Consider the following 14,546-nt stretch of genomic DNA (forward strand, 5'->3'; position numbering starts at 1 on the left):
CCGTTGATCAAGCATAACGAGATTGCCGCTACAGTTATTTTATATCATCCGGATGATTCAGTTATTGGCAACTTGCGCAGCTACGTCGATCAGGTTGACGTCATTTTTGCAATCGACAACACCGAAAAAGGCCAGATCAAGGCAACATTGCTCGCGGAACTCACAGAAAATAAAAAGATAGTCTACAGCCCCATCAACGAAAATCTCGGAATCGCCAAAGCCTTAAATATCGGCGCACGCAGTGCTATACAAGCAGGTTATAAATTTTTATTAACCATGGATCAGGACAGCAAAGCCTCCTCTACCATGGTTGCCGATCTTATCAATTGCGATGCCGCACAAAATCTATCAGCGATCGGTATACTTTCGCCATTCCACGCAACGGCAACCGATCCATGCCCGCCTGCCGGAGGTGAATGCTTTCAAACTTTAACCGCATGGACATCTGGAAGCTTGTTGAACCTTGAGGCATACAGGGCTGCCGGATTATTTACCGAAGAACTTTTTATCGATTTTGTTGACCACGAATATTGCCTCCGCCTCAACCTCGCGGGCTATAAGATTTTCAAGGTGAACAACGCTATCTTAACACACGAGCTAGGCACTGATCTGAAACGACACAAATTCCTGTGGACCACGCCCGTTGCCTCCAACCATTCCGCCTTGAGGCGTTATTATATTACGCGCAACAGATTCCATGTTGCTTCATGCTTCAAAAATTACTTCCCCGCTTTTTTCAAGGAAGACTTGATCTTGTTTTGGAAGGACCTTGTTGTTATTTTTCTTTTTGAGAAGGATAGATTTCAAAAATACAAAATGATTTTCAAGGGGTTCTTGGATTACAAAAAAAACCGACTTGGGAAATATCCTACAACGAACAATCATCGTTAACATAACTATGCCTATTGTTAGTTTCATCATCGTAAACTGGAATGGAGAGTCATTCTTAAAAGAATGCATTGATGCCATTTTGCGGCAATCAACCCACGATTTTGAAATCATCGTGGTTGACAATGGCTCGACTGATGGATCCGCAGCTTTCATCGCAAAATCATATCCACAGGTCGTACTTGTCCCACTGGACAGAAACTACGGTTTTACAGGAGGGAACATACAAGGGCTCTGCCATGCAAAGGGAAGATATGTGGCATTGATCAATAACGATGCAATCCTCCCAAATGATTGGCTTCAACTCATGCTTGACGCCTTTAACACCGATTCCAAAATAGGTTTTTGTTCTTCTCGCATTGTCATCGCAGGAACCAATCAGATCGATAGCGCGGGCGACACCTTTACCACTGCCTTCACAGGCACCAAAATTGGCGAACTCCACGACATGATGGAGTTTGCCGAGCGCCGTTACATCCCCGGAGCCTGTGCAGCTGCTGTTATCTACAAGCGAGAAATGCTTGATGATATCGGCTTTCTGGACGATGATTTTTTCCTGAACCACGAGGATACAGACCTCAATCTCCGGGCCTGGCTGGCTGGCTGGAAATGTCTCTATATCCCTGATGCTGTAGTGAAACACAGCGTCAGCACCACAATCGGCAAGCTGAGCGAAACCTCTGTCTATTATTTTGCCAGAAACAGCCTGTGGGTTTGGATCAAAAATACCCCCACCTACTTCCTGTTCCGGTACTTTCATCACCGCATCGCTTACGAAATAGCCTCCTTTGTCTTTTTCTGCTTGGTGGCTCACCGCTGGCGGCCATTTTTACGGGGAAAATACCATTCCCTGAAAGGGCTGCCCGCCATGCTCAGAAAGCGCAAACACATCCAGAAAAAAATTCGCTTAACACGGGAGGATATCCGCAAAGAATTAATCCCTCTGAGTGAATACCTACGGGAGCGGGTGACGATTCTTGCTCGGCAGAAATCCTGCCGGAACAACCAGAAACCCTGATGCGACCCTCTTTCCCAATCCTGAAATATCTCGATAAAACAGTGGGGCTGCTGTTGAGTAGCATCATCTCTCGGCCACCTGTGTCCACCTATAAACCTTCAGATTCGGTACTCATCATCCGTCCCGGCGGCATCGGCGATGCGGTGCTTCTGGCCCCAACCATTGGAGTACTCAAGAAAGAATTTCCCCAGGCGAAAATCACGGTGCTGGCCGAAAAAAGAAATGCCGGGGTCTTTGCGTTGATACCCGGCATTAACCGGGTCCTGCGCTATGACGTGCTGGGGGATTTCCTGATCGCCCTCCGCTTGAAACCCGACGTGACCATCGATACCGAACAGTGGCACCGGCTTTCGGCGGTGATGGCTCGGCTGATCGGGGCCACCACCCTCCTCGGCTTTGGCACCAACGAGCGAACGCGGCTTTTCCACCATGCTGTTCCCTACTCCCATGACACCTATGAGGCCAACAGTTTCTTCCAGCTGCTGGCTCCACTCGGTATCACCCCGCCGACCTCAATGAACGCCCCCTTCCTGTCAGTCCCCGCCACGGCACACACACGGGCAGCCCAACTGCTCGCCCCTCTGTCTGATCTCCCCTTCATCGCCCTCTTCCCCGGCGCCAGCATCCCTGAACGCCGCTGGGGGGCCGAGTGTTTTAGCCAGGTAGCGGTCCGTCTCGCAGAGCAAGGCTATGGGGTCGTTGTGGTCGGTGGCAAGGATGACACCGCAACCGGGGCAGCGATCATCAACGCCGCCGGCGGGCTTAATCTCGCCAACCAGACCTCATTGGCCGAAACCGCAGCAATCATCGAACGTGCAGCACTGCTCATCAGCGGCGATTCAGGTGTGCTCCACCTCGGGGTCGGCCTCGGTACCCCCACGGTTTCGCTCTTCGGCCCCGGCATCGCGAAAAAATGGGCGCCACGCGGGCCGCAACATCGCGTGCTCGACCACCACCTGCCCTGCTCGCCCTGCACCAAATTCGGATACACCAAAAAATGCCAGCGTAACGCAGAATGTATGCAGAAAATTTCTCCGAATGAAGTTTTTCAAGCAGCCATGATGATGCTGCTAAAATAGAAATTCCGTCAACATTGCGGACGGAAAGAGTGTTTCCAATTTTTCCCGCTCTGGTATAGTGCCCCGACATGCGACAGCAACACGATATTCCTCCACTCCCATTCCCGAGCCCCATGACAACAATGAACAAAAATATCCAGATAAAAGAGATTACAGACGGCCAGGCAGTACACGACCTTTTCCTGGTCAGGGAGATGAGCCGGGGCGAGACAAAGGCTGGCAAGCCCTACCTGAGCCTCGTCCTGATGGACGCCAGCGGCGAGATATCAGGAAGGGTATGGGAGAATGCCGAGCAACTCATGGGCGAATGCCCGAACGGGGCCGTGGTTTCCGTTGCCGGTCAGGCCCAGGCTTACAAGGGCATCCTCCAGCTCCGCATCGACAACCTGAGCCGGGTGGCGGAGAGCGAGGTGGATTTGGCCCTGTTTGTCCCCTCCACCCAAGGCAACGTCAGCCACATGGCCAAGGAGCTGATCAAGCTGGCAGGCAGCGTGGAGAACCCCTTTTTGAAGGAGTTGCTCCTTTCCCTGTTCGGGGACCGCAAACTGATGCAGGCCTTTAAAAAGGCGCCGGCCGCCAAGATGATGCACCATGCCTATGTGGGCGGGTTACTGGAACACACCCTGGGCGTAGCTCGCTTGGCGGAGAGCGTCAGCAGCCTCTACCCGAGCCTGGATCGTTCCCTTCTCATAGCCGGAGCGCTTCTCCACGACCTCGGCAAACTCAAGGAATTCAACTTCGACTCCTTCCCCTTTGAGTACTCGGATCGGGGTCGGCTGGTGGGGCACATGGTTCTGGGGATCGAGATGATTCAGGAAAAAATCAATGGGATTTCCGGGTTCCCGGAAGAGCTGGGCGACCGGCTCAAGCACCTGATCCTGAGCCACCACGGTCGCCATGAGTTCGGCTCCCCCTCCCTGCCCATGATGCAGGAGGCCTTTGCCCTCAACTTTTTGGACGACCTCGACGCCAAGATCAACTACCTGGATCGGTTGGCCGGGCAGGTAAAGGGCGAAGGCTATCAGTGGACGGAGTTCCAGCGCAACCTGGAACGGTTCCTCTTTGTCAAGGGCCATCGGGGTGATGATGGCCCAGCCTCCTTGGACCAGGGGCAGGCCAACGGGGTTGACCCTCGCCAACGGACACTGTTCGGCCTGTAATCCCAGCCCCCTACTTCATGCACCACTCGTAAGCATTCTGGAACATCCTCAGCCAGGGCGAAACGGGCAACTGTTTCATCTCCTCGGGTAGCCAATGGCATTGCCAGGGCAAAAAGGCCCGTTCCGGATGCGGCATCATGGCAAGATGGCGGCCATCGGGCGAGCAAAGGCCGGTGAGGCCGCCGGGCGAGCCGTTGGGGTTCAGGGGATAGGCCTCGGTGGGTTGGCCCGCGTCGTCCACATAGGCCAGGGTGGCAAGGTTACCGGCCAGCACCTGCGCCTTGATGGCCGGGTCTGGGAAATGGAGGAAGCCTTCGCCGTGATCCACGTGGATGCCGAAGGTCAGATCCTCCATGCCCTTGAGCATCATGGCCGGGCTTTTCAGCACCTTGACCGTGACCCACCGCGACTCGAACCTCCCTGAGATATTGTGGATGAAGCGCGGTTGCTGCTGGGGGGCAAGCCCCTGCCAGGGCACCAATCCCAACAGGCCGAAAAGCTGGCAGCCGTTGCAGATCCCCAGGGTGAAGGTATCGGGCCGGTCGTAAAAGGCCTGGAACATCCCCTTGAGCCGGTCGTTAAAGAGGATGGTGGCGGCCCATCCCTTGGCGGACTCGGGCACGTCGGCGTAGGAGAACCCGCCCACCGCAGCCAGGCCCCGGAAGCCGTCCAGGGTGATGCGCCCGGCGAGCAGGTCGGTCATGGTCACATCCCAGGGCTCAAAACCTGCAGCGTAAAAGGCTGAGGTCATCTCCCGGTCGGAGTTGGAGCCCTCGTCCCGCAGGATGGCCACCTTTGGCTTGTTCGTTTTTGCCAGCACTTCGGCTGCGGTCTTTTCCGGGGTAAAGCTCAGACAATAGGTCGGCCCCTTACGGTCGTAGATATTTTTCTTCTCCTCCTCGGCGCAGGAGGGCTTGACCTGGAGCCGCTCCAGCTGGTAGCTGGTTTCCTCCCACCACTGGCGGAGAAGCCGCATGTCCTCGGCAAGCACCATTGTGCCGTTATAGTTGATGCGAATCTCCTTGGCAGGGGTGGTTGTGCCAAGCAACACACAGGGAACCCCGTATCCAACCAGGGTCTCACGCACCTTTTCCTCCTGGCCGACCGCGCATTCCAGCACCATCCCCAGTTCTTCGCTGAACAGGGCCTCGATGGCTGACGCCGTGCCGGTCAGGGCCAGATCCAGGCCGCAGTTGCCGCTAAAGGCCATCTCCAGCACGGTGGTGATGAGTCCGCCATCGCTGCGGTCATGGCCTGCGGCGATCAGCCCCTGGTCGATCAGCTCCTGCACCGCACAAAAAGCCTTTTTCACCAAGCCTGGGTTGTCCATGTCCGGCGACTCGTTGCCGAGCTGGCCCAAGGTCTGGGCCAGGGCCGTGCCGCCGAGCCGGTTTTTGCCACCGCCCAGATCGACGAACAACAGGGTGGAGCCGGGCTGCTTGATATCCGGACTCACCACCTTGGAAATATCCGCCACCGCCCCATACACCGAAATCACCAGCTCCCGTGGCGATTTGACCGTTTCCTTGCCCACCTTGGTGGCCATGGACAGGCTGTCTTTGCCGCCGTCCACGGCAATGCCCACCCCGATCATGGCCTCGCGCATGGCCAAGGCTGCGTCGTACATGGCCGCACCCTCGCCTTCCAGCTTGGGGGCCCACATCCAGTTGGCCGAGCATTTCACCTGCGTAAGCTCTACCACCTTGGCCCAAACCAGATTGGTCAGGGCCTCGCCCACCGCCATCCGCGCCCCGGCTGCGGGGTTGACCAGCATCTTGATGGGCTGCTCGCCAATGGCCGTGGCCACGCCGGACTTGGCGAAATGGCTCTGGGCCAAAACCGCCACATCGCTCACCGGCAACTGGAGCGGGCCGCAGCATTGCTGCCGCACGATAAGGCCGGTTACGGCCCGATCCACCTTGTTGGTGAGAAACCGTTTGGAGCCCACGGAAACCAAGCGCAGAACATTGTGCAGGGCATCCTTCACCGTGAGATTCTGCACCGCCAGGGGTTTGAAGTCCGGCGCGCGCCTCTTGTCCGTAAAGGTCTTGATCGGCACATTGCCCAGCAACTCGTTGAGTTCGATATCCACCGGGGTAGAGCCGTCCTGCGCGTCATGCACCACAAAGCGGAGATCGCCGGTCACCTCGCCCAACACCTCGCAGGCCACCTTTTCCCGCTCACAGATCCCCTGGAATCTGGCGATATTCTCGGGCCGGATCAGAAAGCCGTTGCGTTCCTGATACTCGGCCACGTAAATCTCCAGCACGCTCATGGTGGGGTCGCCCACCCGGATGTTGCGGATCTCGATGCGGCCGCCGGATTTCTCCACCAACTCCTTTAAGACATTGGCCGGACCGCCCGCGCCCTGGTCGTGGATCACGTCAATCAGGGTCTTGTCGCCCATCTCGTTGCAGGCCCGGATCACCCGGTTCATCTTCTGCTCCATCTCGGCGTCGCCGCGCTGGACCGCATCGAAATCAAGCTCGCTGACATTCTCTCCCTGGAGCATGCTGGAGGCGGCGCCGCCGCCGAAACCGACCCGATAGGCCGGGCCGCCCACCTGGACGATGAGCATGCCCTTTTCCTCCTTGGCCTTGGCGGTGTGGCGGGCGTCGATCTGGCCGACGCCGGCGGTGAACATGATCGGCTTCAAGAAGCCCCAGCGCTCGCCATCGTCCAACCGCAGGTCAAAGGAGCGGGTAAAGCCCAGGATCATGGGCTCGCCGAATTTATTGCCGTAATCCGAGGCGCCGTTAGACGCCTCGATCTCGATGGTCAAGGCAGAAGCGAGGTTGTCCGGGCAGTCGTAGCGGTTTTCCCAGGGCAGGTCGTAGCCGGGGATGTGGAGATTGGCCACGCAATAGCCCGCGGTTCCGGCCATGACAAAGCCGCCCTTGCCCGTGCCCTGCACGTCGCGGATGCGGCCGCCGGTGCCGGTTTCGGCCCCGGGAAACGGGGCGACCCCGGTGGGGAAGTTATGGGTCTCGGCGGTGAGCAGCACATGGTAGACCACCTCCTGGGGAGAAAGTGGGCACGGCTCCCCAGGCGTTTCCGGGAGGAGAGTGGTGAGCCGGTGCCCCTCCACAGCGCTGGAGTTGTCCTTGAAGGCGATGACGCTGCCCTTGGGATGGGCGGTGAGGGTGTCGGTGACCAGTTGGAACAGGTTTGCCTTTTGCTCCACGCCGTCGATGATCTGCCGCCCCCGGAAAAAGCCGTGCCGGGAATGCTCGGAGTTGGCGTTGTTGAGATCCATGATCTCAACGATGGTGGGGTTGCGCTTATGCTTGGTGACAAAGTAGTCGTAGTAGAAATTCCGGTCCCACTCGTCCATGGAGATGCCGGGGATGGCCAGCAGCCCGTCCGGCCCCTGGCTGATGAGGTCGATCTCGTACACCGGCTCCGGGGTCACCCCGGTTTCAAAGGTGGTGAGGGGCGCGGGGTAGAGGCACTCGGTCATCCGGTCGTGGTTGGCGGCGACAAAGGTGGGGAGATCCTCGCCTTGCGGCACCAGAAAGCGGCGGGAGCGCTCCACCCGGGTCACGGTGTCCAAGCCGATGGCCCGGCAGATGGAGACCAGGTTCGACGACCAGGCCGTGGCGAAATTGAGCCGCGGCCCCAGCTCCACCAACCGTTCGCCACCAAGATGGGGCGTATCGGCGACCGTTTCGGGCAAAAACCCGTCCGCCAGCACCAGCCGCAACCGGTCCAGTTCGGCGGCACCAAGGGGGGTAGTACTTTCAATATTGAAACAGTATTCTCGGTTGGTATCAATGGCGCGGTATAACTGGCTGACTCTCGTTCCCATGGTCTTATCCTAAAATTGTGTATGCACAAGTAGCGGCGAAAATAAACAAGGACTCAACCTATCATTAAACCACACTTTTTTCCGCAGGAAATTGCGCTCATCCGACAAAAAGAGCTTTTTCCTCAAATCTCCTTCTGCTGCTTGACGAAGCAGCCAGAGCACGGTACAAGAATTTCATGAAATCGACCTCTCCCCTCATCGCCCGGTCCGGCCCAGCGCCAACGGGGACCATCCTTCCCCCCAGATCCCGTCCGTGAAACCCCATCGGATCATCTGGACCCTGGTAGCCATTTTCGCCCTCATCCTGGTAGGCATCCTGGGCTATATGGGGCTGGAAGGCTTCACCTTCATCGAAGCGCTGTACATGTCGGTCATCACCCTGACCTCGGTTGGTTTCGGCGAGGTGCACCCGCTGTCCGACACCGGCCGGCTTTTCACCACAGGCTACATTGTCATGGGCTTTAGCGGCCTGGCCTTTGCCAGCCACGCCCTGGTCGGGTCAATCATGGAAACGGTCTGGACCGGGGGTAAGGAGAGAAAAAAAATGAATAAGAAGATTGCCCAGCTCAAGTCACATTTTATCCTCTGCGGCTACGGCCGGGTGGGCGCGGCGGCGGCGGAACACTTCAAGGCCAACCAGGTTGATTTCGTGATTATCGAACATTCGGCGGAACATTGCCAGCACATCGCGGAACAGGGCCATCTCCATATCCACGGCGACGCCACCCATGAAGAAACGCTGCGGGCAGCCGGGATCAAATCGGCCACCGGCCTCATTTCCCTGCTCAACAAGGACCCGGACAACCTCTTTATCGTCCTGTCCGCCCGGGAGCTGAACCCCACCCTCCACATCATCTCCCGGGCCGAAGACCTTTCCTCGGAGCACAAGATTCTCCGGGCAGGCGCCGACAATGTTATTTCCCCCTTTGCCTCGGCCGGGACCAGGATTGCCGAAGCCCTCCTCGTCGCCACCGGCAGGCAGGCGGACAAGGAACCCCTGGCCAGTCAGTGGATCGAGGTCCAGGACGGGTCGAGCATGGCCGGAGCCACCATCGAGGAGGTTTCCCGGCAGATGGGCACCCGCATCTTCGGCTTGCGCCGCGCCGAGCAGGACACCATCTTTCCCGGCCCTGAGCTTTCCCTGCGCCAGGGGGATCAGTTGCTGGTGCTCCAGGACCTCAACGAACCACAAACAGCCGGGGAGGCCATTGCCCCGCACAAGGTCGTGATCGTCGATGATAATCCAGTTATCTTACGGCTCTACAGCCGTCTGCTGCAAAAGGCGGGATTCATCCCCCTTCCCGCGACCAACGGCCAGGAAGGACTGGCCCTGATCCTCGCCGAAAAACCGGCGGTGGCGGTGGTTGATTACATCCTGCCGCTGCTCTCCGGCATTGAAATCTGCAAGGAAATCCGGAGCCGCCCGGATTGCGCTGCGGTAAAGCTGCTGCTCTTTACCGCGGATGAACGTCCGGAGGTCCAGCAACAGGCCCTGGCTGCCGGCGCTGATCTGGTGATCCGCAAGGGTCCGGAATCTTCCGAAATCATCGAGGCAGTCCAACAGGCCGTCAGGAACCGCCCGTCCCCGACGGCCTGAAATGCGCCAGCCCCTCCCTCTCCCGCTTCTCAGCCTTTTGCCTTTTTCATCCCTGCCGCATCGGGTATGATACGGGCATGAAACAGCTCCAGGAAACCAGTCCCCTTTCTTTTGCCGGAATCATCGGCCAGGACAAGGCGAAAAAACTGTTGCACCGCGCCGTGGCACAAGAGCGGCTGGCCCATGCCTTTCTCTTCAAAGGCCCCATGGGGGTTGGCAAAAAGACCTTGGCCCGAATCTTTGCCGGGGCCCTCAACTGCCAAAACCCCCAGGGCCCAGAACCCTGCGGCCACTGTCCCTCCTGTCGCAAATTCAATGGAGGCAGCCACCCGGACTTCCTCGTGATCGAGCCGGAGGGTGCGGCCATCAAGATCAATCAGGTGCGCGAACTCAAAAAAACCCTGGCCTTCCCGCCCTTCGAGGCAAAGATCCGGGTGGCGCTGCTCTGCGATATCCACACCATGCGGCGGGAGGCGGCCAACAGCCTACTCAAAACCCTGGAAGAACCGCCTGCCCAGACCATGCTTATCCTCACCGCCGACGAGGCTGGGGGTATTCTGCCCACCATCCTCTCCCGCTGCCAGACCGTGCCTTTTTTTCCGCTCCCCCAGGCAGAGGTGGCAAAAATCCTGGTGCAGGAAGCGAGGATAGAGCCAGAGAGCGCGGCCACCCTGGCGGCCATGGCCGAAGGCAGCCTGGGCCGGGCCAGACTGCTCCTGGCCAAAGATCTGCTGACCATGCGCAGCGAGATTGTCGACCAGCTGCTGCACCTTGAGCCAAACACCCCGGCCGCGATCCAGGCCCTGGGCGAACTCGCCGAGACCGCGGCCAAGCTCAAGGAGGACCTAGGCGAACTCCTGGAACTGCTCACCACCTGGCTGCACGATCTTCTCCTCTTCGGCCACGGCGCCACAGGTTCGATCATCAACCACGATCTGAGCCCCACCTTCCCGGCCGCCTGCCGCCGCTGGACCAGCACCCAGCTCTCCGAGAAGCTGCGGCTGCTGGATACGGCCCGGAAACAGCTGGCCCGCAACTGCAACCCCACTGCGGTGTGCGAAGTACTTTTCTTTGGTCTGCTTTAATGGTATGATCGCCTTTTGTAAGTGTTCCGCAGCACCACATCTGCTTTGTCATCGGCCTGCTCATGTGCAACAGCACACTTCGCAGACCTCTTGGTCGGCACTGCTGCCGACAATTGACACTCGCATCTGTGGCACTTCGAAACACTTACATTCCTTGAACATTACTATTTTACAGCCAATTGGCTGTTTGAGCGCAATATGAACGAAACCCCGGAAACACTCCCTGAAGAGCTGGTGCATGAAGACCAGCACAACGCACCGGAAACCTGCTACACCATTCAGTTCCGGCCAGGGGACCAGTTTTTCTCCGCCGTCTCCCGCATCCAGAACCTCAAGGTCGACGAGCTGGTCATGGCCCAGACCGAACACGGCATGGAGCCGGCCACCATCCATGCCCGGACCCTGCCCTGCCCTGGGCGAACCGAGCCGGCAGGCTTGGGCAGCCACCTCATCGTCCGGAGGGGAACCAGGGACGAAATAGAAAAATTCGCCCGCCTCCTGGAACGCGAAAAAGAGGCCTTTGCTGTCTGCACCCGCTTCATCACCACCCATGGCTTGCCCATGAAGCTCATCAAGGTGGAGCGTTTTTTAAACGGCAGCAAGATCATCTTCTACTTCACCGCCGACACCAGGGTTGACTTCCGCGAGCTGGTAAAGGATCTGGTCCAGGAATTCCGCACCCGGGTGGAGATCCGCCAGGTCGGGGTCCGCCACGAAACCAAGATGATCGGCGGCCTGGGCTGCTGCGGCCGGGAGCTCTGCTGCTCGTCGTATCTGAAAAACTTTGCCCCGGTTTCCATCAAGATGGCCAAAGAGCAGGGGCTGCCGCTCAATCCGGCCAAGATCTCCGGGATCTGCAACCGGCTGCTCTGCTGCCTCACCTATGAGTACGACACCTACCACGCCATCAGAAAGACCATGCCCAAACCGGGCAAGTCCATCACCGTAGGGGAGAAAAATTACAAGATCGTCAAGGTCAACCCCCTGGAGGAAACCATCGAGGTCTCCTGGGTGGACGGCCACGAAAGAAATATCCTCCTCACCAAGGAAGAATGGAGCCAGGCCAGAGCAACGCAACCCGCCCAAGGCCAGGCTCAGCCCCAACCCCAGGCCTCAGCCCCTGAGGCGGAAGCCCCGGCCAGAAGAAAAAAACCCAGGCATCACAAAGCCCCCGAAGGGCCGGACCAATGAACGCGTATTACCTCACCACCCCGATTTTTTACGTCAACGCCCAACCCCATCTGGGCCACGCCTATTCCACCGTGGTAGCGGATGCCGTCTGCCGCTACCAGCGGCTGCTGGGCAAGGATGTCCGCTTCCAGACCGGCACCGACGAGCACGGCGACAAGATCGTCCATGCCGCGGAGGATGCCGAGGTTTCCGTCAAGGAGTATGTGGACAAGATCAGCGCCATGTTCAAGGCGGCCTGGCCGGTGCTCTCCATTGTGCCGGACACCTTTGTCCGCACCACGGACCCGGCCCACATGGCGGTGGTGCAGGGGATTCTCCAGCGGGTCTATGACCAGGGCGACATCTATTTCAGCGAGTACACCGGCCTCTACTGCAAGGGGTGCGAGCAGTTCCTCACCGAAAAGGAGCTGGTAAACGGCAAGTGCCCGGACCACCTCACCGAACCGGCCAAAATCAGCGAACAGAATTATTTTTTCCGGATGAGCAAGTACCAGGAGTGGCTCATCGACCATATCAGCAAGCACCCGGAATTCATCACCCCGGAGCGCTACAAAAACGAGGTACTCTCATTCCTTAAGGAGCCCCTGGAGGATCTCTGCATCTCCCGGCCCACCACCCGGCTCACCTGGGGCATTCCGCTGCCCTTTGACAGCCGTTTTGTCACCTATGTCTGGTTCGATGCCCTGATCAACTACCTTTCCGGCCTGGGCTACCCGGCAGGTCAGGATTTTGCCCGCTACTGGCCCGTGGCCGAGCATGTCATCGCCAAGGATATCCTCAAGCCCCACGCCATTTACTGGCCCACCATGCTCAAGGCCATGGGGATTGAGCCCTACCAACGGTTGCATGTCCACGGCTACTGGAACATGAACGAGACCAAGATGTCCAAGAGCCTGGGCAACGTGGTGCGCCCCGGCGAGCTGGTGGCGGAGTTCGGCGCGGACTCGGTGCGTTACTTCCTGCTCCGGGAGATGTCCTTCGGCCTGGACGCCGGCTTTTCCAAAGAAGCCCTGCTGGCCCGGCACAACTCCGACCTGACCAACGACCTGGGCAATCTCTTCTCCCGCTCGCTGACCATGGTGAAAAACTTCGCACAAAGCACCGTGCCGCAGCCGGGCACACCCTCGGCGCAGGATCGGGAACTGGTCGAAGCCACCCTGGCCATGCTCAGCCAGTACCGCGAACAGATGGACCATTTCGCCTTCCACCGGGCCCTGGCTTCGGTGTGGGAGGTGATCAGCCGGGCCAACAAATACATCGTCACCACCCAGCCCTGGGAGCTGGCCAAGGACCCGCAGCAGGCCGCCCAGTTGGCCACGGTGCTGTATACCCTGTTGGAGACGCTGAGGCTCATCACCCTGACCCTACGCCCCATCATACCGGAAACCGCGGCTAAGATGGCCGCAGCCTTGGGCGTGGCAGACGAGAGCAGTCTCAGCGACTGTGGGGTCTGGGGCCAACTGGTTCCGGGCAGTGCCATCACCCCCGGGGCGCAGCTTTTCCCCCGGCTGCAACAAGAGGCAAAAGACAAACCACAACCGCCAAAGAACAAAACCATGCTGAAAGAACCAGTCACAGAAAAGGGGCCCAGCCCGGAGGCTGCGCCGGAGACCGAGGGGATCGTCACCTTCGACGCCTTCCAGAAATTGGAATTGCGGGTGGCGGAGATCATCGCTGCCGAAAAGATCGCCAAATCCGACCGCCTCCTCAAGCTGACGGTCAAGGCCCCGGAGGAACGCACCATTGTCGCGGGCATTGCCCAGCATTACCAGCCGGAAGAGCTGGTGGGCCGCCAGGTGATCATAGTGGCCAACCTCAAACCGGCCAAATTGATGGGCGTGACTTCCCACGGCATGGTCCTGGCCGCCAAGGAAGGCGACCGGCTGGTGCTTTCCGCCCTTTCCGGCCCAGTCGCTCCCGGCAGCAGGGTGGCATGAACCGAAAGACCCCCTCGGATACTGCCCGGCTTTACCGCAGCCTTGAGGACCAGGCCAGCCAACACCCAGTCCGCGCCATCAGACTTACCGGCAAAAGACCTGAGCCCCTCGGCCTGCTCTTGATCGGCAACGATATTCCCGAAGCGGAGGTGGCTTCAGCCTTCGCCGGACTGCGTTTTACCGACCAGCCCCGCCCGGCAACGGTCGGGCAAGTGGCCGGAAAACTCCCGGACCTCGCCTGGCTCCGCCAGCAGCTGACCATGGAGCTTGCCCAGGTCCAGCAGACCAGACTGCCCTGCGCCCTTGTCCTGATCACCCTTTCCGGGGCCAGCTCCTTGTCCGGCCAGGCGGCGGCAACGCTTGCGCCCTGCCTGCACCCGGGGGATCTGCTCTCCGGCTTTCAGAAAAACGGCCTGGCCCTGATCATGCCGGGCGCCGCAGTGGGCAAGGCACGAAAACGGGCGGAGGAAATTCGGGCTGCTCTGCGCAACGGTGCTTTTACCAAGGGTACCACCGCCGTTCGCCCAAGCCTGGCCCTGGGCATCGCCGTTTGCCATGCCTATGAGACGGTCCCGGCGGATCAACTTTTGACTCTCGCCGAAGCCGAGCTGGCCCGCGCCGCCAAGATGGGCAACGATGCCATCTGCCAAAGCGCTGCCGCCCATGCCGAGGATTCCTGCCAGGTAACGGTGGAGGAGCGGGCCCAGCTGTGGATGCAACCGCGAAAGCCCTCGCGGGCAGCGGGGATGGCGGCGTAATTTATTGCCTACTTCAACGGACCTC

Annotated in this window: 10 protein-coding genes; 9 read left to right on the forward strand and 1 reads right to left on the reverse strand. The window is 59.0% G+C overall.

Annotated elements, in window-relative coordinates:
* Positions 1–3: 3 nt before the first annotated feature.
* The 4 genes from ACZ46D_RS10340 to ACZ46D_RS10355 all read left to right on the forward strand — a co-directional run bounded on the left by ACZ46D_RS10340 (position 4) and on the right by ACZ46D_RS10355 (position 4,145).
* Positions 4–891, forward strand: coding sequence for a glycosyltransferase family 2 protein (locus tag ACZ46D_RS10340; RefSeq protein ID WP_464927355.1), 888 nt, complete (start codon positions 4–6; stop codon positions 889–891).
* A gap of 7 nt (positions 892–898) precedes the next feature.
* Entirely contained in the window at positions 899–1,906 is a 1,008-nt protein-coding gene (locus tag ACZ46D_RS10345; RefSeq protein WP_464927356.1) for a glycosyltransferase family 2 protein, read from the forward strand.
* The gene (locus ACZ46D_RS10350) at positions 1,906–2,985 is read left to right on the forward strand and encodes a glycosyltransferase family 9 protein (RefSeq protein WP_464927357.1); all 1,080 of its coding nucleotides are present in this window, start codon (positions 1,906–1,908) and stop codon (positions 2,983–2,985) included. The genes ACZ46D_RS10345 and ACZ46D_RS10350 overlap by 1 nt, the downstream gene beginning before the upstream one ends.
* Positions 2,986–3,098: 113 nt before the next feature.
* Positions 3,099–4,145, forward strand: a complete 1,047-nt coding sequence (locus ACZ46D_RS10355; RefSeq protein ID WP_464927358.1) for a 3'-5' exoribonuclease YhaM family protein — start codon at positions 3,099–3,101, stop codon at positions 4,143–4,145.
* A 10-nt stretch (positions 4,146–4,155) separates the two neighbouring features.
* Here ACZ46D_RS10355 and purL read toward each other — a convergent pair whose 3' ends face one another.
* The gene (purL, locus tag ACZ46D_RS10360; RefSeq protein WP_464927359.1) at positions 4,156–7,953 is read right to left on the reverse strand and encodes a phosphoribosylformylglycinamidine synthase; all 3,798 of its coding nucleotides are present in this window, start codon (positions 7,951–7,953) and stop codon (positions 4,156–4,158) included.
* A gap of 253 nt (positions 7,954–8,206) precedes the next feature.
* Between purL and ACZ46D_RS10365 the strand changes: the two genes are divergently transcribed.
* From ACZ46D_RS10365 to ACZ46D_RS10385, 5 genes are all read left to right on the forward strand, one after another.
* On the forward strand, positions 8,207–9,550 hold the full coding sequence (locus ACZ46D_RS10365) for an NAD-binding protein (RefSeq protein WP_464927360.1): 1,344 nt from the start codon (positions 8,207–8,209) through the stop codon (positions 9,548–9,550).
* 77 nt (positions 9,551–9,627) lie between these two features.
* Positions 9,628–10,635 carry a DNA polymerase III subunit delta' gene (gene holB, locus ACZ46D_RS10370; protein WP_464927361.1) on the forward strand — a complete coding sequence of 336 codons (1,008 nt, stop codon included), beginning with the start codon at positions 9,628–9,630 and terminating at the stop codon, positions 10,633–10,635.
* Between the two features lie 198 nt (positions 10,636–10,833).
* Positions 10,834–11,826 carry a PSP1 domain-containing protein gene (locus tag ACZ46D_RS10375; RefSeq protein WP_464927362.1) on the forward strand — a complete coding sequence of 331 codons (993 nt, stop codon included), beginning with the start codon at positions 10,834–10,836 and terminating at the stop codon, positions 11,824–11,826.
* The gene (metG, locus tag ACZ46D_RS10380; RefSeq protein WP_464927363.1) at positions 11,823–13,763 is read left to right on the forward strand and encodes a methionine--tRNA ligase; all 1,941 of its coding nucleotides are present in this window, start codon (positions 11,823–11,825) and stop codon (positions 13,761–13,763) included. The genes ACZ46D_RS10375 and metG overlap by 4 nt, the downstream gene beginning before the upstream one ends.
* Positions 13,760–14,521: a hypothetical protein gene (locus ACZ46D_RS10385; protein WP_464927364.1), complete on the forward strand. Its 762-nt coding sequence runs from the start codon at positions 13,760–13,762 to the stop codon at positions 14,519–14,521. Before metG ends, ACZ46D_RS10385 begins: the two co-directional genes overlap by 4 nt.
* The last annotated feature ends 25 nt before the right edge of the window (positions 14,522–14,546 follow it).

The sequence above is a fragment of the Thiovibrio sp. Mzg5 genome (genome assembly GCF_055379285.1).